The following is a 25,404-nucleotide window of genomic DNA, read 5'->3' as shown; positions in this document are numbered from 1 at the left end:
TCAAATTATTTCTTATTGAATTTAGCTAAAAGGGTTTTCCATAAACTTAATTTAATTTCTTCATCATGATATCCGTTTGAATATGCCCCATAGCCATAGCCATATCCGGATCCATACTTAGCTTTGTTCTCATATCCATTGAAGACAATACTGGCGTTGTTGAGTTCGCCTCTTTTTATTCTAGTATTCAACAACGTGATCATATCTTTTTTAGTATAATTTTGTCTTACAATATACAATGTAACATCTGCATATTGGGCCAATTCTAACGCATCAGAAACCAATCCAACCGGAGGTGTATCTAAAATTATATAATCATATTTCTGCTTCAATTCATCTATTAATTCTTTCATTGCATCACTTAAAATAAGCTCAGAAGGATTTGGCGGTATTGGTCCTGAAAGAATAACATCAAGATTTGGAATTTGCGTTGAGTTAGTAATTTCAGACAAGCTATTCTGTTTAATCAAATAATTTACAACACCCAATTGGGTACTTAAATTAAACTCATCAGCTAATCTTGGCTTTCTTAAATCTAAGCCTATAATTACTGTTTTCTTCTCACTTAAGGCAAAAACAGTTGCAATATTGATAGAACAAAATGTTTTCCCTTCTCCACTAATTGACGATGTTATCATCAAAGTCTTCGATCCGCTTACCTGCTGTTTCTTATACAAAAATTGTAAGGAAGAACGAATTGTCCTAAAAGCTTCAGAAAGTGCTGATTTTGGTTTATCAAATACTGCCAAACTAACATTATCTTTATTAACTCCGACAATACCAATTAACGGAATTTGCGTTAATTTACTAATATCATCAGTATTTTGGATAGAATCATTAATAAAGAAAATACCAAAAACAAATAGTAACGGAATCAATAAACCTAGAAAGAGGGCTAAAACATAATTTACAGAAGTTTTGGGTCCAATTAATCCACCTCCAATATCTTTTGCCGGGTCTATAAAATGTATATCTGATAAATTAGACGCTTTAACTATTTCTGCTTCATTTCTCTTCTGAAGAAATTCAGTATAGATATTATCGTTTAAATCATATTTTCTTTTGATTTTTAATAATTCTTGTTGCTCCTCAGGGAGTCTTTTAACTGTATTTTCTGCCTCAGCAATTTTAGCATTGACCAATGATAAATCATATAATACTGATGATTTTGCCGAAGCAATATTTTCTAACAGAACACTTTTAACTGCCTGCATTTGATTATCAAAATCCTTAAAAATCTTTTCGCTTTTTACAGCATAAGCCATTTCTGATCTTTGGGCAGAAAGCGCTATTAATTTTGACACATTTGCAACAACATTGGGATCTTCAATTCCAGCAACAGAAGGTGCTGGTAATCTTGAATAATCTACACTATTATTCAGATACATTTTTAAAGAATTATAGTACGCTATTTTTCTGGAAATCTGATCTTTTTCTACGTCAAAATCCATTATTTTATCAGAAAACTTAGCTCCTCCACCTTCTATTTCGTAGATGTTTTTATCTTTTCTAAAAGACTTTAACTCGTTGCCGTTTTGTTTCAATTGCGATTCCATTGCAACAAGAGTACTATCAATGAATCTTATGGTATTGGTTGCAAACTGATTTTTTCCGTCAAGCTGAATTTTGATCAACATTTTTACTGTCGAATTCAAATATTCTACCATTCTTGCCTTGTTAGTTCCCTGCATACCTAATGTCAATATGGAACCTCCTTTATCATCCGAATTAACATTTATTCCTTTATATCGAGAAACTGTACCATCAAAATCATTAAACCTTACAAAGTATTCATTTCCAGTATAAAGTCCTGGATTATCATTTATCTGTAATTTCCAATTTAGAAAAGGTAGTGAAATCTGTTCTCCAACTTTATATTTTTTAATAAATTCAACCGGTTGAACAGCTGTATTCGAATATGAATTTTCAGAATAATTAATTAGTGAAACCGAATTATTCTCAAATGGAATTCTAATTTCATATTCATTTGGGCTCAAAAACTTAATGCCTATTAAGGTATTCGCCAATTGTCCCTTCGATTTGTCAATATCTACATAAAAAGGAACTGCACCATAAGAATCTACCAAGTTATATTTCGCTTGTGTTAGATAATCAATATAAAATTGCAACTTACTAACGACTAATTCATTATGAGACCTTGATTGCAATATTGTTGAAATTCCATTTACCTGATCTGAAATCCCACCCCAATTAAAAACCAAACTTGTATTAGACGTAAAAAACGGATTGCTTTCTTCCTTAATAGAAATCATCGTTTGCATTCCGTAGATTTTTTCTTTTCGGATATTTACCTGATAGGCAATAGTAAATGCAATTATCAAACTAACTAAAAACCATTTCCAGTAACTAAGGATTTTCAATAAAAATCCTTTAAAATCAAAATTTGAATGATTTTCAAAAATGGAAAAATCTTTTATATCTAACATTTTTTGAATTTAATTTTTAGTTTTTGATAATTAAATATACTGTTGTCGCCAATGACAATAAAGTGATTATAGTACCAATTGACTGAATACCAGTTTGACCCGTTCCCCATGTTTTCTGTTTTAGTGGCTTTACGTAAATATAGTCGTTGGGTTGTAAATAATAATATGGTGATTTCATTACGTTAGCATCTGTAAGATCAATTTCATTCATTTGAACACCAGTTGGAGTTTGACGAATTATCATCACAGCCTTTCTATTACCCACTGTACTTATATCTCCTGCATTTGCAACTGCTTCCATAATATTTACATGCGGTTGAAACAATGTTTTTGTACCTGTACTTCCAACTTCTCCGTTTATTGTATACCTAAAACCAGCAAGTTTTACTGTTACAAAAATATTAGCTTCACTTTTAAAATATTCTTCGAGTAATTTTTTCTCAATTTTAATTCTAACTTCTTCCAGAGTATAACCAATAACATTTATTTCTCCTAAAATTGGCATTCTGATATTTCCATGATCATCAACAGTAAATCCATCAAAATATAAGGCTGATTCTGATTTTCCTGTTGTTGTACCTTCTGTTGTATTAAAAATCGAAACGAATTTAGGATCAATTGCTTTTATATTAACACTTAACACATCATTTGTCTGCAATCTGTAAGGTTTTGATTCGACTGCTGAAACTGTATTTTGCTCACCTGATTTTTTTTTATCTTGTAAATACCATAGATCTTTTACCGGAATACAGGATGTAAATAGTGCACTAAATAGTAATAGTATATAAAAGCTCTTTTTTGTCATTATTGAAAATTTATCGCAAATATAGCTTTTCCTTTAATTCTCAGGAAATCTAACTTTTATTTGATCGTATTTAATTATTTTTGAACGTTTTTTCGAATGGAACGCGATGTAAAATACTTCGTCCGAGTGTAATTTCATCAGCATATTCTAATTCATCACCAACAGCTATTCCCCGTGCTATTGTAGAAATTATAATCTCTGATTCAGCAATTTGTTTATAGATATAAAAATTTGTGGTATCGCCCTCCATCGTTGAACTTAGTGCAAAAATAATTTCTATTACTTTTCCGGTTTTAACTTTTTCAACCAAACTGGAAATATTCAATTGACTCGGACCAACCCCTTCGATTGGTGAAATCTTACCTCCCAGCACATGATATATTCCTTTATACTGCCCTGTATTTTCAATAGCCATTACATCACGTATGTCTTCGACTACACAAATAGTCTGATGATTTCGAGTTGCATTTGCACAAATCTCACAAACTTTTGTGTCTGAAATATTATGACAATTTTCGCAAAACTTAATATCCGCGCGCATGTTTAATAATGCCTGAGACAAAAAACCAGTTTGTTCTTTCGGTTGTTTTAACAAATGAAGAACTAATCGTAATGCCGTACGTTTACCAATTCCGGGTAATTGAGACATTTCGTTAACTGCTTTTTCTATTAATTTTGATGAAAATTCCATGACGACAAAAGTAATACTTTAATGTTTCTTTTTAACCCCAATAGAGGTTGAAATCCTTTTGTTTTCCCTTAAAAACAAAAAATTGAAACAGATAGCGGATTAGCTGCTAAAAAAATTAATATTGATTAGTAGCCAATAAAACCAAAGTACAAGCTACTTCAGGTTTAATATTATTCAACTCTAGCAATTGATATAATTCCGGGTTTTCAGTTCCTGGATTAAAGACAACTCTTTTTGGTTGCGCTTCGATAATATAATTGTAATAATCGCGCTGACGTGAAGGATTTAAATATAACGTTACAGTATCTATATTTTTCACAGGTATTGCTTTTGTATGAATTTTTACTCCGGCAACTTCACCTGTATTTTGACCAATTGCCAATACAGTATGTCCTTTTTGAACCAACATATTTATAGCTCTATATGCGTATCGATCTGGTTTTGTAGTAGCTCCCAGAACTAAAGTTTTCTTGTTTTTCATTATTTTTAGAATATAGTGCAAAAGTAATCAAAAAGAATGAGCTTAGTTTATCTTATTAATTTAGAATTCAATCAACAAAAACAATATCCTAACATGAATTTACTTTACACAATTAAAAAATGTCTATTTTTACTTTATTAACCAAAACTCTATGGATCTTTTTATTTATTTATTTGCCGCTCTTTTTTCAGTTTTAAACCCAATTGGAACCGTTCCAATTTTTGTTGGATTAACCCAGCATGATTCTCAAAAAGAACGTTCCCGGATTTCATTATGGACTGCAATAAACGTTTTTATTATTTTAATAGTCTCTTATTTTATAGGTCAATATGTTCTGACTTTTTTTGGAATCAGTATTGATGCGCTTCGAATTGCCGGTGGAATTGTAATTGTAAATTCAGGATTTTCATTACTTTCTGGTAAATTCAACAAAAAACGAGGGATTAATAAAAAAATTGAAAATGAAGCACAACAACGAAATGACATAGCCTTAACTCCATTAGCAATTCCGATGCTTGCTGGTCCAGGATCAATTTCTTTATTGATAGCTTTTTATCAAGAGCATCATGGAATGGAAGAAATTATCATTTCATCTTTAGCAATTTTTGCAATTGCCGTTGCCATTTTCGCTATTTTAAAAAGTGCTCATTATTTAGCAAGAATATTAGGTGCCTCAGGAATTGTCGCAATTTCTAGAATTGTTGGTTTTATCGTAATTTCTATCGGAATTCAATATATCGTGAGTTCGATTATTAATATTATCAAAGGAAATTTGATGTAAATCATTTCATTTCACAAATAACAAAAAGGGATAAAACTTACGTTCTATCCCTTTTTTATTTCTTAAAAAGATTTTTTTAATTTCTTGGCAAAAACACTTCAGCCATCATACATCGTGCACTTCCTCCTCCACAAGCTTCGATAGTATCTAAACTTGAACTTAAAATTTCAGCATGACTTTCTAATTGAGCAATTTGTTTTGGAGTTAAACTTTGATGAGCTGATGCACTCATCACAATATATTTTTTATCATTTGTCCCTCGAACTTCTAACATATTACCTGCAAAATTATTTACCTGAGCTTCTGTAATCAGAATAATTTCTTTTTTATCTGCTTTTAGATTTTCAAGAACCATTTTACGTTCTTTTTTATCATCAATACAATCTGCACAGATAACTGCAAAAGTTTCTCCTAAGCACATCATTACGTTTGTATGATAAATCAATTTACGTTCTCCATCGACAGTCTGAAATGCTTCGAAAATTACCGGAGCATAATCAAAATCTTCACAAAACTCTATAAACAATTCTTCATCAGCACGAGGTGATAACGCACAATAAGCCTTTGCATTGGTACGATCTAAAAGCAAACTACCTGTTCCTTCTAAAAAATACCCATCATCTTCTGCCGATGTATAATCCATTATATTAGAAATCTCAAAACCTTTTTCTTCAAGAGTGTCTAAAATATCTTCACGACGTTCCTGACGACGATTTTCAGCGAACATTGGATAAAGAGCCACATCACCATTTTCGTGAAATGAAACCCAGTTGTTCGGAAAAATACTGTCCGGAGTATCCGTTTCTAAAGTATCCTCAATAACCGTAACATCCACCCCAACTGCTCTAAGTTTTTCAACAAAAACATCAAATTCTTGTTGTGCTTTTGCATTTACTGTACTTGGCAAAAGCCCATCCAATACTTTTTGATAGTAATTATTTACTGCTGTTTGCTCATTCATTCTGAAAGCAACTGGACGAATCATTACGATTGCATTTGTTGTTTGTTTCATTTTATATACTTTTTTATTTCAGGTTTCAAGTTTTAGGTTACAATAACTTGAACCTGAAACAAAAAAAACGTGAAACTTATTTTTAGTCTCTAATTAACGGTAAAGTAGAACATCTTAATAACCCTTCTTGTTTTGCAATTTCAGCATATGGAATCTCTTCAACTGTAAATCCATTTGCACGAAGCCAGTTATTTAAACGTGTAAAATTTTTCTCAGAAACAACTACATTTTCATCAATAGAAAAAACATTCGAAAACATATTGTACATTTCATTTCTTTCAATGTGAAATAAATTTTCTTTCCCGAAAAGATTTACCAAATACAAATAATCAGCTTCTTCACGAAAACCTCTTTTATAAATTATTCCTTTATCTTTTCCAACTGGCTGAAAACAGCAATCTAAGTGCAAAGCATTATCACGAGCTTCTAATTTAGATTTCACCAAGTCAAACTCTTTAACAATTTTATTCGGAAATAATTCTTTAATATAGTTCACACCGTACATATTGGTTCTTGCCGTGATATAATCTTTATAATCACTGCCTTTATAAGTACCAATAAAAATATGATCATTCCAAAGCATTACATCTCCACCTTCAATATGAACTTCTTCTGGCGGCCTAACCACTTTTGAAGAATCCATTTGATCAATAACATATTGAATTGCATCTAATTCACGTTCTCTATCAGGTAAAATATTTGATTTTACAAAAATATCATCAATTACAAAACCAATATCTCTTGCAAAAATTTGATTGTAATTTTCAATCATTTCCGGGCGATAAACGGTTACATCATATTTCTGAAAAACAGCATTAAAAGCATCCATTTCAGCAACCATATCCTTTTCAACAGGATAAGTTCCTGCCTTAATATGTTCCAATGATTTGGGATCGTAGGCTTCATCTAAAGATGGAGTCGGCCCATTATGAACGGCAGAACCCAAAACTACGGCACGCAGTCTTGACGTTTCGTTCTTTATATTTAATTGCAACATAACTCTATTATATTTTGAGCAAATATAAAAAAAGCTTCACAGTTAAGTGAAGCTTTAAAGTTATTTTATTTATTAGACTTAAAGTCTCTTAATGGATGTCCTGTATAAATTTGTCTAGGTCTTCCGATTGGTTCTTTGTTTTCACGCATTTCTTTCCATTGTGCGATCCAGCCTGGTAATCTACCAATAGCAAACATTACTGTAAACATATCAGTTGGAATCCCTAATGCTCTGTAAATAATTCCAGAGTAAAAATCTACGTTTGGATATAAATTTCTTGATTTGAAATAATCATCTTCAAGAGCAGCCGCTTCTAATTTTTTAGCAATTTCTAAAATCGGATCATTAACACCTAAAGTTTCTAATACTTCTTTAGCTGCTTTTTTAATAATTTTAGCTCTTGGATCAAAGTTTTTATAAACCCTATGACCAAATCCCATTAAACGGAAAGGATCATTTTTATCTTTTGCTTTCGCTAAAAACTTATCAGTATCACCACCATCTTTATTGATTTCTTCTAACATTTCAAGAACTGCCTGATTTGCACCACCATGAAGTGGTCCCCAAAGTGCAGAAACACCTGCAGAAATTGAAGCAAATAAACCTGCGTGAGATGAACCTACCATTCTTACTGTAGATGTAGAACAGTTTTGTTCGTGGTCTGCATGAAGAATAAATAATTTATCTAAAGCATCAACTATAACAGGATTTGCAGAATATGGTCCTGTAGGCAATTTAAACATTAATTGCATAAAATTATCAACATAACCAGTTGTGTTATCGTAATAATTTAATGGATATCCCATAGATTTTCTATAAGTCCATGTAGCAATTACAAGAAATTTTCCCATTGTTTTGCAAATGGCCTCATACATTTCCTTTTCATTATCAACATTTACAGCTTTTGGATTAAATGCTGTTAATGCACTTGTCAAAGCAGACAAAACGCCCATTGGGTGAGCTGTTTTTGGAAAACCGTCAATGATATTTTTCATTTCTTCGTTTACCAAAGTATGTTTTTTGATACCATTTTCAAACTGCTCTAATTCATGAGCCGTTGGCAATTCGCCAAAAATTAAAAGATAAGACACTTCTAAAAAACTAGCTTTCTCAGCTAAATCTTCTATTGAATATCCTCTGTAACGCAAAATTCCTAATTCTCCGTCTAAGAAAGTGATTTCACTTTTACATGAACCAGAATTTTTATATCCCGGATCAATTGTAATAATACCAGTTAAATCACGTAATTTGTTAATATCGATAGCTGATTCATTTTCGCTTCCTGTAATTACCGGCAGCTCAATTTTTTGACCATCTACTTCTAATGTAGCTATTTTTGACATAATATATCGGAAATAATTCTTTAAAATAATAATTTATCAAATCTAAGGAATTTAAGACTAATTAAAAAAAGAATCCTGCTATGAATTTGTTAAAACTCCAAAAAAAAACCATCCATTAAGAAATGGATGGTTTAAATCTATATATAACCTTACAATTATTTAATCTTGAAAGCTTTTAACCCTGGAAAATATGCAGTACTACCCAATTCTTCTTCAATTCTTAATAATTGGTTGTATTTTGCCATACGATCAGAACGAGACGCAGAACCAGTTTTAATTTGACCACAGTTTAAAGCTACAGCTAAATCAGCAATCGTATTATCTTCTGTTTCTCCTGAACGATGAGACATTACTGAAGTATAACCAGCATTTTTAGCCATGTTAACAGCTGCAATAGTCTCAGTCAAAGTACCAATTTGGTTTACTTTTACTAAAATTGAATTTGCAATTCCTTTTTCAATTCCAGTTGATAAACGCTCAACATTAGTAACAAACAAATCATCACCAACTAATTGTACTTTATTTCCAATTTTATCCGTTAAGTATTTCCATCCATTCCAGTCATCTTCGTACATACCATCTTCGATAGAAATAATTGGATATTTAGCAGCAAGTTCAGCTAAATAATCAGCTTGCTCTTCAGAAGTTCTGATTTTTCCAGTTTCACCTTCAAATTTAGTGTAATCGTATTTTCCGTTTACATAAAACTCAGAAGCAGCACAATCAAGAGCTATCATAATTTCGTCACCAAAAGAATAACCTGCTTTTTCAACCGCCAATTTAATAGTATCAAGAGCATCCTCAGTACCACCAGCTAAATTTGGTGCAAAACCACCTTCGTCACCTACAGCAGTACTTAAACCTCTATCGTGTAATACTTTTTTCAAGCTATGAAAAATCTCAGTTCCCATTTGCATAGCATGTGTAAACGAAGTTGCCTTTACAGGAAAAATCATAAACTCCTGAAAAGCAATAGGCGCATCAGAGTGAGAACCACCATTAATGATATTCATCATTGGAACAGGTAATGTATTAGCAGAAACTCCACCAACATATCTGTATAATGGCAATCCAAGTTCATTGGCAGCAGCTTTTGCAGCAGCCAAAGAAACTCCTAAAATAGCATTAGCTCCTAATTTAGATTTGTTTGGTGTTCCATCCAAATCAATCATTAATTGATCGATAGTGTTTTGTTCGAAAACAGAAGTTCCAACTAATTCTTCAGCAATAACAGTATTTACATTATTCACTGCATTTAAAACTCCTTTTCCTAAAAATGCTTTTCCTCCGTCACGTAATTCAACAGCCTCATGTTCTCCTGTAGAAGCTCCAGAAGGAACAGCTGCTCTACCTAGAACACCATTTTCTGTAACTACATCAACTTCAATAGTAGGATTACCTCTGGAATCAAAAATTTGTCTTGCGTGAACTTTAATTATAATACTCATTATTTTTGTTTTTTATTAATAAATTATATTTTTTTTCGAAATTATAAAAATATTTAATAGAAAAAATGCATTCTTACTATTAAACACCTTTATTTATTAACTATATCGTTTTAGCAGTAGCTAGTTTTATATTCTCAACAAACTGATCAAACAGATAGGAAGAATCATGTGGTCCTGGACTAGCTTCCGGATGATATTGTACAGAAAAACAATTCTTATTTTTCATACGCATCCCGGCAACAGTATCATCATTAAGATGTATGTGTGTAATCTCCAACTCAGGATGATTATCTAATGCTTCTCTTTTAACTGCAAAACCATGATTTTGAGACGTTATCTCACCTTTACCTGTAATTATATTTTTTACAGGATGATTAATTCCACGGTGACCACCAAACATTTTATAAGTTTTAACACCGTTTGCTAAAGCTATAACTTGATGACCTAAACAAATCCCAAACAATGGCTTATCATCTGCTATAATTTCTTTAGCGACTTGTATAGCACCAAATAACGGATCTGGATCTCCAGGACCATTTGACAGAAAATATCCATCAGGATTAAATTCAGCCAAATCTTTATAAGTTGAATTATATGGGAAAACTTTAATATAGCAATCTCTTTTAGCAAGATTTCTTAAGATGTTCTTTTTGATTCCAAGATCTAAAGCTGATATTTTATAAGTAGCATTTTCATCCCCAAAAAAATAAGGCTCAGTAGTCGATACTTTTGAAGCCAACTCTAAACCTTCCATATTTGGCACATTTGCCAACTCTTTTTTCAAATCTTCAACTGAAGTTCCATCAGTACAGATAACAGCATTCATAGCTCCGTTGTCACGGATGTAACTTACCAATGCACGAGTATCAACATCAGAAATACAGATTAAATTCTGTTTGGTAAAATAATCTTCTAAACTTCCTGAAGCATCTTCACGTGAATAATTAAAGCTGAAGTTTTTACAAACTAAACCAGCAATTTTGACACTGTCGGATTCTATTTCTAAATCATTAACACCATAATTCCCAATGTGCGCATTAGTAGCAACTAATATTTGACCAAAATAAGAAGGATCAGTAAAAATTTCCTGATATCCGGTCATTCCAGTATTAAAACAAACTTCACCAAAAGTCTTACCGCTAATCCCGATAGATTTTCCATGAAAAATAGTCCCATCACTTAGTAATAAAATGGCGCTTTGTCTTGTTGTGTATTTCATTCTTTAATTTGTATTGTTTTTAATCGTTATAAAACCAGCCAGGCTTGTTTTATTTGTAATTAGATATTTTGCAAATTTACTTCTTTAAAAGAGTGCTTCCAAGATTTTTTAAAAATTTCATTCATAAAAATAAAACCTAAGTATTAAAATAAGTTATATTTTGATTTCTTTAAAAAAAATCAAAAAAAAAGGATAAACTAAAAATTAGCTTATCCTTGATTTTTATAGAATCATTACTTTCATAATTATTCAGAAGCTTCAGTAGTCGTTTCTGAATCAGCAGCTGGAGCTTCAGTAGTTTCCTCAGCTTTTTTTGCTTTACCACCACGACGGCTTTTTGCTTTTTTAACTTCTTTTTTACCTCCATTGTAAAGTTCGTTGAAATCTACAAGTTCGATCATTGCCATATCAGCATTATCTCCCAAACGATTTCCAACTTTAATGATACGAGTGTATCCACCTGGACGGTCTCCAACTTTAGCAGCTACGTCTCTGAACAAATCAGTTACCGCATATTTGCTACGTAAGTAAGCAAAAACAATACGACGATTATGAGTCGTATCTTCTTTTGATTTTGTGATTAAAGGCTCAACGAATTGTTTAAGCGCTTTAGCCTTAGCAACAGTAGTGTTAATACGTTTGTGCTCAATAAGAGAACAAGCCATATTAGCTAACATAGCTTTTCTATGTCCAGTCTGTCTGCTTAAGTGATTGAATTTTTTTCCGTGTCTCATTGCTATTTTAAATTTAATCTGCCGTGGCGGATTGAATTATTCTTTATCTAATTTGTATTTAGCTAAATCCATTCCGAAAGTTAAATTTTTAACTGCTACAAGTTCATCTAGCTCTGTTAAAGATTTTTTACCAAAATTACGGAATTTCATTAGGTCATTTTTATTGAACGATACTAAATCACCAAGTGTATCAACTTCAGCCGCTTTCAAGCAATTTAATGCTCTCACAGATAAATCCATATCAACAAGCTTAGTTTTAAGCAATTGTCTCATATGCAATGACTCTTCATCATACGATTCTGTTTGTGCAATTTCGTCAGCCTCGAGTGTAATTCTTTCATCAGAAAACAACATGAAGTGGTGAATTAAAACCTTAGCAGCTTCAGTAAGAGCATCTTTTGGATTAATAGAACCATCAGTTTTAATTTCAAAAACTAATTTTTCGTAATCTGTTTTTTGCTCTACACGGAAGTTTTCAATTGCATATTTTACATTTTTTACCGGAGTAAAAATTGAGTCTGTAAAAATGGTTCCAATTGCAGCATTCTGTTTTTTGTTCTCCTCAGCAGGAACATATCCTCTACCTTTTTCGATTGTTAAATCGAAGTTCAATTTGATTTTTGAATCTAAATTACAGATAACAAGGTCTGGATTCAAAACTTGGAAACCTGAAATAAATTTTTGAAAATCACCTGCTGTCAATTGATCTTTACCAGAAACAGAAATTGTAACTGCTTCATTATCGATATCTTCGATCTGACGTTTGAAACGTACTTGTTTTAGATTAAGGATAATTTCGGTAACATCTTCAACAACACCTGAAATAGTAGAAAACTCATGATCTACACCTTCGATACGAACAGATGTAATTGCATAACCTTCTAATGCTGAAAGCAAAACTCTTCTAAGTGCATTACCAACTGTCAATCCATAACCAGGTTCTAAAGGTCTAAATTCGAATTTACCTTCAAAATCGGTTGAATCGATCATGATAACTTTATCGGGCTTTTGAAAATTAAATATTGCCATAAATTTCGACTAAGTCAATTATTATTTGTTGTACAACTCTACGATTAATTGTTCTTTAATGTTTTCTGGAATCTGAAGTCTTGCAGGTACAGAAACAAAAGTTCCTTCTTTAAGATCATTATTCCAAGTAATCCATTCATAAACATGACTTGAATTTGACAAAGAACGTTCGATAGCTTCTAAAGATTTAGATTTTTCACGAACTGCAACTTTATCACCAGGTTTAAGGTGGTAAGAAGCGATATTTACAACTTCACCATTAACAGTAACGTGTCTGTGAGAAACTAATTGTCTAGCACCTCTTCTAGAAGGAGCAATACCCATTCTAAAAACAACGTTATCTAATCTTGCTTCACATAATTGTAAAAGAACTTCACCAGTAACACCTTTAGTAGCTGATGCTTTTTTGAATAAATTTCTGAATTGTTTTTCTAAAATTCCATAAGAATATTTAGCTTTTTGCTTTTCCATTAACTGAACAGCGTACTCAGATTTTTTACCTCTTTTTTTAGCCATCCCGTGTTGTCCAGGTGGGTAATTTCTTTTTTCGAAAGATTTATCATCTCCGAAGATTGCTTCGCCAAATTTACGAGCAATTCTAGTTTTAGGACCAGTATATCTTGCCATTTCTAAAAAATTAAATTTAAGGTAGAGATTATGAATTCAGGTCAAATCCTTCGATAATCTATATTCTACCTTGTTATACTATAATAAATAAATTAAACTCTACGTCTTTTTGGAGGACGACATCCGTTGTGAGGCATTGGAGTAACATCGATAATCTCTGTAACTTCAATTCCACCGTTATGAATAGAACGGATAGCAGACTCACGCCCATTTCCTGGTCCTTTTACATAAACTTTTACTTTTTTAAGTCCTGCCTCAAGAGCTACTTTACTACAATCTTCTGCTGCCATTTGAGCTGCGTACGGAGTATTCTTTTTAGAACCTCTGAAACCCATTTTACCAGCTGAAGACCAAGAAATAACTTCACCTTTCTTATTTGTCAAAGAAATGATAATGTTGTTGAAAGTGGCAGAAATATGAGCTTCACCCGTTGATTCAACGATAACTTTACGTTTTTTTGCAGTTGCTTTAGCCATATTACTTATTATTTAGTTGCTTTTTTCTTGTTAGCAACAGTTTTTCTTTTACCTTTTCTTGTTCTAGAGTTGTTTTTAGTTCTTTGTCCTCTTAACGGAAGACCAGATCTATGACGGATACCTCTGTAACAACCAATATCCATTAAACGTTTGATGTTTAAAGAAACCTCAGAACGTAATTCTCCTTCAATTTTGTAAAATGAAACTGCGTCACGAATCGCTCCGATCTCATCATCATTCCAATCTTGAACTTTTTTGTCTTGGCTAACTTGAGCTTTCTCTAAAATCTCAATAGCTCTACTTCTTCCTAATCCAAAGATATAGGTAAGTGCTATAACACCTCTTTTATTTTTTGGGATATCTACCCCTGCTATTCTTGCCATAATTATCCTTGTCTTTGTTTAAATCTAGGATTCTTTTTGTTTATTACGTACAATCTCCCTTTTCTACGCACAATGATGCACTCGGGACTTCTCTTTTTTACTGATGCTCTAACTTTCATAGTGAATATCCTTTAATATCGATAAGTAATTCTTGCTTTTGACAAATCATAAGGGCTCATTTCCAGTTTCACTTTATCACCAGGTAATAATTTGATGTAATGCATACGCATTTTTCCAGAAATATGAGCAATTACAATATGTCCATTTTCTAACTCTACACGGAACATTGCATTTGACAATGCTTCAATGATTGATCCGTCTTGTTCTATTGCTGATTGTTTTGCCATAAATATATTAAGCTACCGCTTTTCTATTTTTACCAGTCTTCATTAAACCATCATAATGTTTGTTTAACAAGTATGAATTGATTTGCTGAATAGTATCTATTGCAACTCCAACCATAATTATTAATGAGGTACCTCCAAAAAACATTGCCCAAGATTGTTGTACATCCATAATACTTACAACAATAGCTGGGAACACAGCAATCAAAGCAAGGAATAAAGATCCTGGGAAAGTTATTAAAGACATCACTTTATCTAAGAAATCAGAAGTTTCAGCACCTGGACGAACTCCAGGAATAAAACCACCGCTTCTTTTTAAATCATCAGCCATTTTGTTAGTAGGAACAGTAATTGCAGTGTAGAAGAATGTAAATACAATAATTAAAGTTGCAAATACAAAATTATACCAAAAACCGAACATATTACTAAATGCTCCAACAATAGATTGTGATGTGTCTGATTTAGACAATCCAGCTACAGCTGCAGGTATAAACATAATTGCCTGAGCAAAAATGATTGGCATAACTCCAGAAGCATTAAGCTTAAGAGGAATCCATTGTCTATTACCACCTGCCAAATCTTGCTCATAATCACCAGTTGTTGTACGACGAGCGTATTGAACTGGGATTCTACGTACTGCCATTGTAAGCAATACACAAGAAATAATCACTAATAACCACACAATAATTTCAATAACTAATAACATTGGACCTCCATTGTTATTGGTAACTCTCGTTGTAAACTCTTGAATAAAAGCTTGCGGTAAACGAGCTAAGATACCAACCATAATTAATAATGAAATTCCATTTCCAATACCTTTATCAGTAATTTTCTCTCCAAGCCACATAGCAAAAATAGTACCAGTAACTAAGATAATAACAGACGAGAATAAAAATTCAGGAGAATTAAAGCCTAGTAAGAATGCACTACCAGGCAATGTTCTGTATAAATTATAGATATAAGTTGGACCTTGAACCAGTGTAATAGCTATAGTCAACCAACGAGTGATTTGATTAATCTTTTTTCTACCACTTTCTCCATCATTTTGAAGTTTTTGTAAATAAGGAATCGCAATTCCCATCAACTGAACCACAATAGACGCAGAAATATAAGGCATAATACCTAAAGCAAAAACTGAAGCTTTAGAGAAAGCACCCCCAGTAAACATGTCTAGGATAGATCCTAAACCATTTTTAGTTTGTCCCGCTAAACCAGTTAATTGAGTTGCGTCAATTCCAGGTAGCGTAACGTGTGCACCAAAACGATATACTAAAAGCAATCCTAATGTAATTAAGATTCTGTTTTTCAGTTCTTCGATTTTCCAAACATTACTTATTGATTCAATAAATTTCTTCATCTTAATAGATAAGTTATATAGTTACAGCCTCTCCACCAGCAGCTTCAATAGCAGCTTTTGCAGTAGCAGTAAATTTGTGGGCAGTTACTTTTAATTTTGCTTTTAATTCTCCTCTACCTAAAATCTTAACGATTTCATTTTTGGTAGCTAGACGATTTGCTACGAAATCTGTCATAGAAACAGAATCAGTAATCACACCATTGTCTACTAATAATTGAAGCGTATCTAAATTAACACCTTCGTATTCTTTACGATTGATGTTTGTGAAACCAAACTTAGGCACACGTCTTTGAAGTGGCATTTGCCCTCCTTCAAAACCAATCTTTTTAGAATAACCAGAACGAGATTTTGCTCCTTTGTGACCTCTTGCAGCAGTGCCACCTTTTCCAGAACCTTCTCCTCTACCTAATCTTTTATTTTGATTATGCGTTGATCCTTCAGCTGGTTGTAAGTTACTTAAATTCATAACAGTATTTGTTATTTAGTTTCCTCAACAGAAACTAAGTGTTTAACTTTGTTTATCATACCAAGGATAGCAGGGTTTGAATCATGCTCTACAACTTGTCCCATTTTACGTAGACCTAAAGCTTCCAAACCTCTCTTTTGAGAAAGAGGACAGTTGATTTTGCTTCTTACTTGTTTTACTAATAATTTAGCCATAATTTCCTTGAATTAACCTTTAAAAACTTTTTCTAAAGAAACACCTCTTTGTTTTGCAACAGTATGAGCGCTTCTCATTTGTAATAAAGCATCAAAAGTTGCTTTAACTACGTTATGAGGATTTGATGATCCTTGAGATTTAGATAATACATCGTGAATACCTACTGATTCAAGAACTGAACGAACAGCTCCACCAGCAATAACTCCTGTACCATGAGAAGCAGGAATTAAGAATACACGTGCACCACCAAATTTACCTTTTTGTTCGTGAGGAACAGATTGTCCGTTCAAAGGAATTTTTACTAAATTTTTCTTAGCATCTTCTACTGCTTTCGCAATTGCTTCAGAAACGTCTTTAGATTTTCCTAATCCATGACCAACTACTCCATTTTCATCACCTACAACTACAATAGCAGAAAAACCGAAAGCTCTACCACCTTTTGTAACTTTAGTAACACGATTAACACTTACCAGACGATCTTTAAGTTCAAGACCACTTGGTTTTACCAATTCTACATTTTTGTATTTAGACATAATATATTAGAATTTAAGTCCAGCCGCTCTTGCGCCTTCTGCTAATGATTTAATACGACCGTGATATAAATATCCACCTCTGTCAAAAGTGATGGTATCAATCCCGGCTTTTAACGCTTTCTCCGCAACTAGTTTTCCAACAGCAGCAGCTACTTCAACGTTAGTACCTTTTCCTATTTCTTTTTCTCTTGAAGATGCAGCTAATAAAGTAACTCCATTTACGTCATCAATAAGTTGAGCGTAAATTTCTTTGTTACTTCTAAATACAGATAGTCTTGGATTAGTAGCAGTACCACTGATCGATTTTCTAATTCTGAATCTAATTCTCTGTCTTCTATCAGATTTTGTTAATGACATAATCTTATTTTTTAAGCTGATTTACCTGCTTTTCTTCTTAATACTTCACCCACAAATTTAACACCTTTCCCTTTGTACGGCTCAGGCTTACGGAAACCTCTGATTTTCGCAGCTACCTGACCTAAAAGTTGTTTGTCAAATGATGTTAATTTTACGATAGGGTTTTTACCTTTTTCAGATATTGTTTCTAAAGCTACTTCCGGAGCAATTTCTAAAACAATATTGTGAGAATATCCAAGAGCTAAATCTAATTTTTGACCTTGGTTTGAAGCTCTATAACCAACTCCTACTAATTCTAGTTCTTTAGTAAAACCTTCATTTACACCAACAATCATATTATTGATTAATGATCTGTATAATCCGTGTTTTGCTCTTTGGTCTTTATGATCAGACGATCTTTCTACTTGTACTTGATCGCCTTCAACTTTTACAGTTACGTCCGAAAACTCCTGAGTTAGTTGACCTTTTTTTCCTTTTACTGTAATGATACCGTCTTTAACTTCTACAGTTACGCCAGCAGGGACTACAATTGGGCTTTTACCTATTCTTGACATCTTATCTAGTCTTTAAAATTAGTATACGTAACAAATTACTTCACCACCTACATTCAATTGTTTCGCTTGTTTTCCAGTCATAAGACCTTTTGAAGTTGAAACAATAGCAATTCCTAATCCGTTAAGGATTCTTGGTAATTTGGCAGCACCTGCGTATTTACGTAAACCAGGTTTACTAATTCTTTGGATATCTTTAATTACTGGCTCTTTAGTATCTTTATCATACTTCAAAGCAATTTTGATTGAACCCTGAACAGTGTTCGTTTCAAATTTGTAACTCAAGATATAACCTTGATCAAATAAGATCTTAGTTATCTCTTTTTTAAGATTAGAAGCTGGAATTTCAACAACTTTGTGGTTTGCAGCCACAGCGTTACGAACTCTAGTCAAATAATCTGCAATAGGATCTGTATACATATGTATTTGATTGCGATTACGGTTTTCAGGAAGCACTATGCCTCCTGAACCTTTAATCAATTAAAATTATATTTTGGTTTGCAAAAGTAGTAACTTATTGCGAGATTACCAAGATGCTTTTTTTACTCCAGGAATTAACCCATTATTAGCCATTTCACGAAAAGTTACACGTGAAATACCGAATTGACGGATATAACCTCTTGGTCTACCTGTTAATTTACAACGATTGTGTAAACGAACTGGTGAAGCATTTTTAGGTAATTTTTGTAGGCCTTCATAATCTCCAGCTTCTAATAAAGCTTTTCTTTTTTCAGCGTACTTAGCTACCGTTTTCTCTCTTTTCACCTCGCGGGCTTTCATTGATTCTTTAGCCATGTCTTAATTCTTTTTAAAAGGTAATCCTAATTCAGCCAATAATGACTTTGCTTCCTTGTCTGTTTTTGCAGTAGTAACAAATGTAATATCCATTCCTGAAATTTTGTTTACTTTGTCAATATCAATTTCAGGGAAAATGATTTGCTCTAAAACTCCAAGATTGTAGTTACCTCTTCCGTCGAAACCTGTAGCTTTGATACCACTAAAATCTCTAACGCGTGGCAAAGCAGAAGTAACAAGTCTATCTAAAAACTCATACATTCTTTCTCCACGTAAAGTAACTTTTGCTCCAATAGGCATCCCTTTTCTCAATTTAAAAGACGCAACGTCTTTCTTTGAAATTGTAGAAACTGCTTTTTGTCCAGTGATCTTTGTTAACTCATCAACTGCATAGTCAATAAGTTTTTTATCAGATACAGCTGCTCCAACTCCACGGCTCAAAACGATTTTTTCAAGTTTTGGAACTTGCATTACGTTTGTATATCCGAATTCCTCTTTAAGAGCAGAGATTACTCTACTCTTATATTCTTCTTTTAGTCTAGGTGTATATGCCATTACTATAGTACTTGATTAGATTTTTTTGAAAATCTTACTTTCTTATCTCCTTCTACTCTAATACCAACTCTAGTTGTTTCCTTAGTTTTAGGATCAATTAGTGAAATGTTAGATATTTGTATAGAAGCTTCTTTCTTAACGATACCACCTTGAGGGTTTTTAGCACTTGGTTTTGTATGTTTTGAAACCATGTTTACACCTTCAACTATCGCTTTATTTTTCTCACGGTAAACACGTAACACCTTACCTTCAGCACCTTTATGGTCTCCAGCAATAACTCTTACGATATCTCCTGATTTTATTTTTAGCTTTATCATCTTAAAACGAATTAAAGCACTTCTGGTGCTAATGATACAATTTTCATGAATTGTTTTTCACGAAGTTCTCTTGCTACCGGACCAAAAACACGAGTTCCTCTCATTTCCCCTGCAGCATTCAAAAGAACACATGCATTGTCATCGAAACGGATATAAGAACCATCAGCTCTTCTCACTTCTTTTTTGGTACGTACAACAACTGCAGTTGAAACAGCTCCCTTTTTAACGTTACCGTTAGGAGTTGCATCTTTAATAGATACTACAATCTTGTCACCAACAGAGGCATACCTTCTTTTGGTACCTCCTAAAACACGGATAGTTAAAACTTCTTTTGCTCCCGTGTTATCTGCTACTTTTAGTCTTGATTCCTGTTGTACCATAATTATTTAGCTCTTTCTAAGATTTCAACTAATCTCCAACATTTTGTTTTACTTAAAGGACGCGTTTCGCTAATTCTTACAGTATCTCCAATGTTACAGTCGTTTGTTTCGTCGTGTGCAACATATTTTTTTGTTTTTAACACGAACTTACCGTATAATGGGTGTTTTACTTTTCTTACTTCAGCAATAACAATAGACTTATCCATTTTATTTGAAGTAACAACACCTATTCTTTCTTTTCTTAAATTTCTTTTTTCTTCCATCTTTCAGCAGAATACAATTATTGTAACTCTCTTTTAGTTAACTCTGTAGCCAATCTTGCAACTGTTCTTCTTACACTTCTAATTTGAAGCGGATTCTCAATTGGAGAAATAGCGTGAGCCATTTTTAGGTCAGCATATATTTTCTTAGTTTGACTAAGTTTTTCTTGCAACTCCGCTGCAGAAAGATCTTTTATTTCTGATTGTTTCATAATATAAATTTAATTATGCTTCGAAATCTCTAGCAACGACGAATTTAGTTTTTACTGGAAGCTTTTGAGCTGCAAGACGTAACGCCTCTTTTGCAACTGACAAAGGAACTCCTCCAACTTCAAACATAATTCTTCCGGGTTTAACAACGGCAGCCCAATATTCAACGGCACCTTTACCTTTACCCATACGTACCTCAAGAGGCTTCTTAGTAATTGGTTTGTCTGGAAATATTTTGATCCATAATTGTCCTTCTCTCTTCATGAAACGAGTTGCAGCAATACGTGCAGCTTCGATTTGACGAGACGTTAAGAACATTCCATCTTCATGTACAGATTTAATACCAAACATTCCATTAGAAAGTTCATGCCCTCTTTGAGAGTTACCTTTCATTTTACCTTTCTGTACCTTACGGTATTTTGTTCTTTTAGGCTGTAACATTTTTCTTTAGTTTAAAAATTTACTTTCTTTTACGAGCGTCTGGTTTTCCACCTTTATTAAAAGGCTTTCTGTCTCCTCTTGGAGAATCTCCACCTTTACCACCACCAGTTCCAGATTGTTTTTTATCCATTCCTGCAAGTGGAGAAAGATCTCTCTTTCCATAAACTTCACCTTTCATGATCCATACTTTGATACCCATTCTACCATAAGTAGTGTGAGCTTCAGCCAAAGCATAATCAATATCAGCTCTGAAAGTTGATAGAGGAATTCTACCTTCTTTAAAACCTTCTGAACGTGCCATCTCAGCACCATTCAAACGACCAGAAATCAAAACTTTGATACCTTCAGCGTTCATACGCATAGAAGCAGCAATAGCCATTTTGATTGCACGTCTGTAAGAGATACGGCTTTCGATTTGACGAGCGATGCTTGTCGCCACAAGATAAGCATCTAATTCAGGTCTTTTGATTTCAAAGATGTTGATTTGAACCTCTTTGTCAGTAACTTTCTTAAGTTCTTCTTTTAACTTGTCTACCTCTTGTCCACCTTTTCCGATAATGATACCAGGTCTAGCAGTAGTGATAGTAACGGTTACAAGTTTCAAAGTTCTCTCGATGATTACTTTTGATACACTAGCTTTTGATAAACGAGCGTGGATATACTTTCTGATTTTGTGATCTTCGGCAAGTTTATCACCGTAATCATTTCCACCATACCAGTTTGAGTCCCACCCTCTGATGATACCAAGTCTATTTCCAATTGGATTTGTCTTTTGTCCCATGCTGCTTAAGAATTGCTTTGTGTGTTATTGATAGCTCCAAGCACGATTGTTACGTGATTAGAACGTTTTCTTATTCTGTGTGCACGACCTTGTGGAGCTGGACGAAGTCTTTTCAACATCATTCCACCATCTACTCTGATCTCTTTAACAAATAATCCAGCTTCTTCTAAATTACCTTCACTATTTTTTTGCTCCCAGTTGTTGATTGCAGATAATAATAGTTTTTCTAATTTTCTTGAAGCTTCTTTAGAACTGAATCTTAAGATGTTAAGTGCTCTTTCTACCTTCTGACCTCTTACCAAGTCCGCTACTAAGCGCATTTTTCTAGGTGAAGTAGGGCAGTTATTCAATTTTGCGAAAGCAATAGACTTATTAGCCTCTTTTCTCGCATCTGCTGTTTCTCTTTTACGAACTCCCATTGCTTCTTATTTTTTACCTTTATTTTTTGCTCCAGCATGACCTCTAAAAGATCTAGTTGGTGAAAACTCTCCTAATTTGTGACCTACCATGTTTTCTGTTACGTAAACTGGTACAAATTGACGACCGTTATGAACTGCGATTGTTTGTCCAACAAAGTCTGGAGTAATCATAGAAGCTCTAGACCAAGTCTTTACCACTCCTTTATTTCCGTTTTCAATGTTTTCCTGAACTTTCTTGTCTAACTTATAATGAACGAAAGGTCCTTTTTTTAATGAACGTGCCATATCTTATTATTTCTTTCTACGTTCTACGATATACTTGTTACTCGGGTTTTTCTTAGAACGAGTTCTATAACCTTTTGCTGGTATTCCATTTCTTGAACGTGGATGTCCACCAGAAGAACGTCCTTCTCCACCACCCATTGGGTGATCAACAGGGTTCATTGCAACAGGTCTTGTTCTAGGTCTTCTTCCTAACCATCTTGTTCTACCAGCTTTTCCTGATACAACTAATTGGTGGTCTGAATTAGAAACAGCTCCAATTGTAGCCGAACAAGTTAACAAGATCAATCTTGTTTCACCAGAAGGCATTTTGATTGTAGCATATTTCCCATCTCTTGCCATTAACTGAGCAAATGTACCAGCTGAACGAGCAATTACTGCTCCTTGACCTGGACGTAACTCAATACAAGAGATTACAGTTCCTAAAGGAATTCTGCTTAAAGGCAATGTATTACCAATTTCAGGTTGAGATTCTGGACCAGAAACTAATTTCTGACCAACTTTCAATCCGTTTTGAGCAATTACATAAGTTTTCTCTCCATCAGCATAAGCTAATAAAGCGATAAATGCAGTACGATTTGGATCGTATTCGATTGATTTCACAGTAGCCGGAATTCCGTCTTTAGTTCTTTTGAAATCAATAATACGATATCTCTGCTTGTGACCACCACCCGTATAACGCATGGTCATCTTTCCTTGACTATTTCTACCTCCAGAGTTTTTTATCGGTGCTATCAAAGAGCGTTCCGGCTTATCAGTTGTAATGGCGTCATAACCATTCACAACTCTAAATCGCTGACCTGGGGTAATAGGTTTTAATTTTCTTACTGACATTTTTCTATCTTAGATATTGTTGTAAAAATCAATTGTTTCTCCTTCTTGTACTTGAACAATCGCTTTTTTAATTGCATTTGTCTTTCCACTGATTAAACCACTTTTAGTGTATTTTGTAGTTCTATCCGGTCTTACATTCATCGTGTTAACTGAAACGATAGTTACTCCATAAGCAGCTTCAATAGCTTTCTTAATTTGAACTTTGTTTGCTTTTTTGTCAACAACGAATCCGAAGCGGTTTAAAACTTCACTTTCTTTGGTTACTTTTTCCGTTACTATAGGTCTAATTATGATACTCATATTCCTATTATTTGCTTAAATTTTCTTCAATTAACTCTAAAGAACCTTCTAAAAGCACTAAATTATTAGTGTTTAATATAGCGTAAGTGCTTAATTCTGAGCTAGTTACGACATTTGAAGCCTTTAAATTGCGTGAGGACAAATATACATTTTTATTCGACTCTCCCAACACAAATAGAGATTTTTTATTTTCTAACCCTAAAGCTTTCAAAACGTTAATGAAATTTTTAGTGTTTGGCGCTTCAAAATTAAAGTCTTCAAGAACGATGATATTCGCCTCTTTTGCTTTGATTGAGAAAGCTGATTTTCTAGCCAATCTTTTCAAGCTTTTATTCAATTTGAATGAATAACTTCTTGGTCTTGGTCCGAAAACTGTTCCACCACCTTTAAACAATGGGTTCTTGATACTTCCCGCACGAGCCGTACCAGTTCCTTTTTGTTTTTTAATCTTACGTGTACTTCCTGTCACTTCAGCTCTTTCTTTAGCTTTGTGAGTTCCTTGTCTTTGATTAGCAAGATACTGCTTAACATCAAGGTATACAGCGTGATTGTTTGGTTCAATTGCGAATACTGAATCAGAAAGTTGAACTTTTCTTCCAGTATCTTTTCCGTTGAAATCTAATACTTTTACTTCCATTACTTCTGAATGATTACATAAGAGTTTTTATGTCCAGGAACACATCCTTTAATAACAAGTAGATTCTTTTCAGCAACTACTTTTAAAACTCTAAGGTTTTGAACTTTTACATTGTCTCCTCCCATTCTTCCAGCCATACGCATTCCTTTGAATACTCTAGATGGATATGAAGAAGCTCCTACAGAACCTGGCGCTCTTAAACGGTTGTGTTGACCGTGAGTTGCTTGTCCAACACCACCAAATCCGTGACGTTTAACAACCCCTTGAAAACCTTTACCTTTAGATACACCTTGTACATCTACAAATTCTCCTTCAGCAAAAATAGAAACATCAATAAGATCTCCTAATTTTTGTTCAGTTGCAAAATCTTGAAATTCAACGACTTTTTTCTTAGCAACAGTTCCAGCTTTTTTAAAGTGACCTAGAGCCGCTTTCGTGGAATGTTTCTCGTTTTTGTCATCGAAACCAAGTTGCAACGCTTCGTACCCGTCAACACCTTTGGTTCTGACTTGGGTAACAACACACGGCCCAGCTTCGATTACTGTACAAGGAATGTTTTTCCCGTTTTCATCAAAAATGCTAGTCATGCCGATTTTTTTACCAATTAACCCAGACATAAATATTAATTATTAATTACTAAAATTCCCTTCAATTTGAAAATAACAGAAATTTCCAAACAGGGAGTGCAAAAGTAGATATAAAATTTGAATATACCAAACGCTTATAAAAATTAAATCGCTCATTATCAAAATCAAAGAAATAAATCAAAGACCAACCTCATTTAATTTAACCTAAAAACAAACCATCACATCCTTAACTCTCAACAACCTTTTACTTAACAATTCCATAATTTATCGAATAAAAAACTTCGGCAACAGCCTAAATAAAAGACATTTCAATAAAAAGCGCAATTATCC

At 33.4% G+C, this 25,404-nt stretch carries 38 protein-coding genes; 1 reads left to right on the top strand and 37 read right to left on the bottom strand.

The genetic code is table 11. The annotated features are described in order from the left end of the window. Positions 1–5 precede the first annotated feature (5 nt). The 4 genes from AC1RRN_RS12990 to AC1RRN_RS12975 form a co-directional block, all read right to left on the bottom strand. Complete coding sequence (locus AC1RRN_RS12990) at positions 6–2,447, bottom strand: polysaccharide biosynthesis tyrosine autokinase (RefSeq protein WP_492967685.1); 2,442 nt, start codon at positions 2,445–2,447, stop codon at positions 6–8. Positions 2,448–2,463: 16 nt separating this feature from the next. After that, on the bottom strand, positions 2,464–3,252 hold the full coding sequence (locus AC1RRN_RS12985) for a polysaccharide biosynthesis/export family protein (protein WP_492967684.1): 789 nt from the start codon (positions 3,250–3,252) through the stop codon (positions 2,464–2,466). A gap of 70 nt (positions 3,253–3,322) precedes the next feature. Next, on the bottom strand, positions 3,323–3,943 hold the full coding sequence (gene recR / locus AC1RRN_RS12980) for a recombination mediator RecR (RefSeq protein ID WP_492967683.1): 621 nt from the start codon (positions 3,941–3,943) through the stop codon (positions 3,323–3,325). Between the two features lie 115 nt (positions 3,944–4,058). Beyond that, positions 4,059–4,424 carry a CoA-binding protein gene (locus AC1RRN_RS12975; protein ID WP_492967682.1) on the bottom strand — a complete coding sequence of 122 codons (366 nt, stop codon included), beginning with the start codon at positions 4,422–4,424 and terminating at the stop codon, positions 4,059–4,061. A gap of 151 nt (positions 4,425–4,575) precedes the next feature. Between AC1RRN_RS12975 and AC1RRN_RS12970 the strand changes: the two genes are divergently transcribed. Next, a complete protein-coding gene (locus AC1RRN_RS12970) occupies positions 4,576–5,205 on the top strand; it encodes a MarC family NAAT transporter (RefSeq protein ID WP_492967681.1) in 630 nt (209 codons plus the stop codon). A gap of 76 nt (positions 5,206–5,281) precedes the next feature. Here AC1RRN_RS12970 and ctlX read toward each other — a convergent pair whose 3' ends face one another. The 33 genes from ctlX to rplC form a co-directional block, all read right to left on the bottom strand. Then, on the bottom strand, positions 5,282–6,217 hold the full coding sequence (ctlX, locus tag AC1RRN_RS12965) for a citrulline utilization hydrolase CtlX (RefSeq protein WP_492967680.1): 936 nt from the start codon (positions 6,215–6,217) through the stop codon (positions 5,282–5,284). 82 nt (positions 6,218–6,299) lie between these two features. Further along, positions 6,300–7,214 (bottom strand): dimethylarginine dimethylaminohydrolase family protein, encoded by a 915-nt coding sequence (locus tag AC1RRN_RS12960; RefSeq protein WP_492967679.1) that lies wholly within the window; start codon positions 7,212–7,214, stop codon positions 6,300–6,302. Positions 7,215–7,279: 65 nt separating this feature from the next. Further along, entirely contained in the window at positions 7,280–8,557 is a 1,278-nt protein-coding gene (locus tag AC1RRN_RS12955) for a citrate synthase (protein WP_492967678.1), read from the bottom strand. A 155-nt stretch (positions 8,558–8,712) separates the two neighbouring features. After that, positions 8,713–10,005 carry a phosphopyruvate hydratase gene (eno, locus tag AC1RRN_RS12950; protein ID WP_492967677.1) on the bottom strand — a complete coding sequence of 431 codons (1,293 nt, stop codon included), beginning with the start codon at positions 10,003–10,005 and terminating at the stop codon, positions 8,713–8,715. Positions 10,006–10,105: 100 nt separating this feature from the next. Continuing rightward, positions 10,106–11,224 carry a glutamine-hydrolyzing carbamoyl-phosphate synthase small subunit gene (carA, locus tag AC1RRN_RS12945; RefSeq protein WP_492967676.1) on the bottom strand — a complete coding sequence of 373 codons (1,119 nt, stop codon included), beginning with the start codon at positions 11,222–11,224 and terminating at the stop codon, positions 10,106–10,108. Between the two features lie 245 nt (positions 11,225–11,469). After that, on the bottom strand, positions 11,470–11,958 hold the full coding sequence (gene rplQ, locus AC1RRN_RS12940) for a 50S ribosomal protein L17 (RefSeq protein WP_492967675.1): 489 nt from the start codon (positions 11,956–11,958) through the stop codon (positions 11,470–11,472). A 36-nt stretch (positions 11,959–11,994) separates the two neighbouring features. Further along, a complete protein-coding gene (locus tag AC1RRN_RS12935; RefSeq protein ID WP_026109818.1) occupies positions 11,995–12,987 on the bottom strand; it encodes a DNA-directed RNA polymerase subunit alpha in 993 nt (330 codons plus the stop codon). Positions 12,988–13,008: 21 nt separating this feature from the next. Further along, on the bottom strand, positions 13,009–13,614 hold the full coding sequence (gene rpsD, locus AC1RRN_RS12930; protein ID WP_026982953.1) for a 30S ribosomal protein S4: 606 nt from the start codon (positions 13,612–13,614) through the stop codon (positions 13,009–13,011). Positions 13,615–13,706: 92 nt separating this feature from the next. Continuing rightward, entirely contained in the window at positions 13,707–14,090 is a 384-nt protein-coding gene (gene rpsK / locus AC1RRN_RS12925) for a 30S ribosomal protein S11 (RefSeq protein ID WP_007803677.1), read from the bottom strand. Between the two features lie 8 nt (positions 14,091–14,098). Then, positions 14,099–14,473, bottom strand: coding sequence for a 30S ribosomal protein S13 (gene rpsM / locus AC1RRN_RS12920; RefSeq protein ID WP_007803675.1), 375 nt, complete (start codon positions 14,471–14,473; stop codon positions 14,099–14,101). A 2-nt stretch (positions 14,474–14,475) separates the two neighbouring features. Next, on the bottom strand, positions 14,476–14,592 hold the full coding sequence (gene ykgO, locus AC1RRN_RS12915; RefSeq protein ID WP_072945378.1) for a type B 50S ribosomal protein L36: 117 nt from the start codon (positions 14,590–14,592) through the stop codon (positions 14,476–14,478). A 12-nt stretch (positions 14,593–14,604) separates the two neighbouring features. Then, the gene (gene infA, locus AC1RRN_RS12910) at positions 14,605–14,820 is read right to left on the bottom strand and encodes a translation initiation factor IF-1 (RefSeq protein WP_007136545.1); all 216 of its coding nucleotides are present in this window, start codon (positions 14,818–14,820) and stop codon (positions 14,605–14,607) included. Positions 14,821–14,827: 7 nt separating this feature from the next. Beyond that, positions 14,828–16,174: a preprotein translocase subunit SecY gene (gene secY / locus AC1RRN_RS12905; RefSeq protein ID WP_017495008.1), complete on the bottom strand. Its 1,347-nt coding sequence runs from the start codon at positions 16,172–16,174 to the stop codon at positions 14,828–14,830. Between the two features lie 13 nt (positions 16,175–16,187). Continuing rightward, positions 16,188–16,640: a 50S ribosomal protein L15 gene (gene rplO / locus AC1RRN_RS12900; RefSeq protein ID WP_026982954.1), complete on the bottom strand. Its 453-nt coding sequence runs from the start codon at positions 16,638–16,640 to the stop codon at positions 16,188–16,190. A gap of 11 nt (positions 16,641–16,651) precedes the next feature. Beyond that, positions 16,652–16,834, bottom strand: a complete 183-nt coding sequence (gene rpmD / locus AC1RRN_RS12895) for a 50S ribosomal protein L30 (protein ID WP_007803665.1) — start codon at positions 16,832–16,834, stop codon at positions 16,652–16,654. Between the two features lie 12 nt (positions 16,835–16,846). Then, on the bottom strand, positions 16,847–17,371 hold the full coding sequence (gene rpsE / locus AC1RRN_RS12890; protein ID WP_085950926.1) for a 30S ribosomal protein S5: 525 nt from the start codon (positions 17,369–17,371) through the stop codon (positions 16,847–16,849). A gap of 3 nt (positions 17,372–17,374) precedes the next feature. Then, positions 17,375–17,725, bottom strand: a complete 351-nt coding sequence (gene rplR, locus AC1RRN_RS12885) for a 50S ribosomal protein L18 (RefSeq protein WP_072960630.1) — start codon at positions 17,723–17,725, stop codon at positions 17,375–17,377. 11 nt (positions 17,726–17,736) lie between these two features. Then, positions 17,737–18,279: a 50S ribosomal protein L6 gene (gene rplF / locus AC1RRN_RS12880; RefSeq protein ID WP_041516264.1), complete on the bottom strand. Its 543-nt coding sequence runs from the start codon at positions 18,277–18,279 to the stop codon at positions 17,737–17,739. Positions 18,280–18,297: 18 nt separating this feature from the next. Then, entirely contained in the window at positions 18,298–18,696 is a 399-nt protein-coding gene (gene rpsH, locus AC1RRN_RS12875; protein WP_029272051.1) for a 30S ribosomal protein S8, read from the bottom strand. Positions 18,697–18,801: 105 nt separating this feature from the next. Then, positions 18,802–19,071 (bottom strand): 30S ribosomal protein S14, encoded by a 270-nt coding sequence (gene rpsN / locus AC1RRN_RS12870; protein WP_031456037.1) that lies wholly within the window; start codon positions 19,069–19,071, stop codon positions 18,802–18,804. Between the two features lie 3 nt (positions 19,072–19,074). Then, positions 19,075–19,626 (bottom strand): 50S ribosomal protein L5, encoded by a 552-nt coding sequence (gene rplE / locus AC1RRN_RS12865; RefSeq protein ID WP_007803652.1) that lies wholly within the window; start codon positions 19,624–19,626, stop codon positions 19,075–19,077. Between the two features lie 2 nt (positions 19,627–19,628). Further along, the gene (gene rplX, locus AC1RRN_RS12860) at positions 19,629–19,943 is read right to left on the bottom strand and encodes a 50S ribosomal protein L24 (protein WP_007803650.1); all 315 of its coding nucleotides are present in this window, start codon (positions 19,941–19,943) and stop codon (positions 19,629–19,631) included. Between the two features lie 11 nt (positions 19,944–19,954). Further along, positions 19,955–20,323 carry a 50S ribosomal protein L14 gene (gene rplN / locus AC1RRN_RS12855; protein ID WP_007803649.1) on the bottom strand — a complete coding sequence of 123 codons (369 nt, stop codon included), beginning with the start codon at positions 20,321–20,323 and terminating at the stop codon, positions 19,955–19,957. 2 nt (positions 20,324–20,325) lie between these two features. Then, complete coding sequence (gene rpsQ / locus AC1RRN_RS12850; protein ID WP_007803646.1) at positions 20,326–20,586, bottom strand: 30S ribosomal protein S17; 261 nt, start codon at positions 20,584–20,586, stop codon at positions 20,326–20,328. A 17-nt stretch (positions 20,587–20,603) separates the two neighbouring features. Further along, positions 20,604–20,795: a 50S ribosomal protein L29 gene (gene rpmC, locus AC1RRN_RS12845; RefSeq protein ID WP_007803639.1), complete on the bottom strand. Its 192-nt coding sequence runs from the start codon at positions 20,793–20,795 to the stop codon at positions 20,604–20,606. A gap of 13 nt (positions 20,796–20,808) precedes the next feature. After that, the gene (gene rplP / locus AC1RRN_RS12840) at positions 20,809–21,234 is read right to left on the bottom strand and encodes a 50S ribosomal protein L16 (protein ID WP_007803637.1); all 426 of its coding nucleotides are present in this window, start codon (positions 21,232–21,234) and stop codon (positions 20,809–20,811) included. Between the two features lie 19 nt (positions 21,235–21,253). After that, complete coding sequence (gene rpsC, locus AC1RRN_RS12835; RefSeq protein ID WP_007803635.1) at positions 21,254–22,015, bottom strand: 30S ribosomal protein S3; 762 nt, start codon at positions 22,013–22,015, stop codon at positions 21,254–21,256. A gap of 5 nt (positions 22,016–22,020) precedes the next feature. After that, complete coding sequence (gene rplV / locus AC1RRN_RS12830) at positions 22,021–22,434, bottom strand: 50S ribosomal protein L22 (protein ID WP_007803631.1); 414 nt, start codon at positions 22,432–22,434, stop codon at positions 22,021–22,023. A 6-nt stretch (positions 22,435–22,440) separates the two neighbouring features. Further along, positions 22,441–22,719: a 30S ribosomal protein S19 gene (rpsS, locus tag AC1RRN_RS12825; RefSeq protein ID WP_007803626.1), complete on the bottom strand. Its 279-nt coding sequence runs from the start codon at positions 22,717–22,719 to the stop codon at positions 22,441–22,443. Positions 22,720–22,725: 6 nt separating this feature from the next. Then, complete coding sequence (gene rplB, locus AC1RRN_RS12820) at positions 22,726–23,550, bottom strand: 50S ribosomal protein L2 (protein WP_007803623.1); 825 nt, start codon at positions 23,548–23,550, stop codon at positions 22,726–22,728. Positions 23,551–23,559: 9 nt separating this feature from the next. Continuing rightward, positions 23,560–23,850: a 50S ribosomal protein L23 gene (gene rplW / locus AC1RRN_RS12815; RefSeq protein ID WP_007803621.1), complete on the bottom strand. Its 291-nt coding sequence runs from the start codon at positions 23,848–23,850 to the stop codon at positions 23,560–23,562. A 7-nt stretch (positions 23,851–23,857) separates the two neighbouring features. Then, complete coding sequence (gene rplD / locus AC1RRN_RS12810) at positions 23,858–24,487, bottom strand: 50S ribosomal protein L4 (protein ID WP_026982957.1); 630 nt, start codon at positions 24,485–24,487, stop codon at positions 23,858–23,860. Next, positions 24,487–25,104 (bottom strand): 50S ribosomal protein L3, encoded by a 618-nt coding sequence (gene rplC, locus AC1RRN_RS12805; protein WP_007803612.1) that lies wholly within the window; start codon positions 25,102–25,104, stop codon positions 24,487–24,489. Before rplC ends, rplD begins: the two co-directional genes overlap by 1 nt. Positions 25,105–25,404: the final 300 nt, after the last annotated feature.

The organism is Flavobacterium sp. GW821-FHT11G01 (assembly GCF_058808175.1).
Note: the sequence above shows the minus strand (reverse complement) of the source record. Positions and strands in the feature narration are given on the sequence as shown.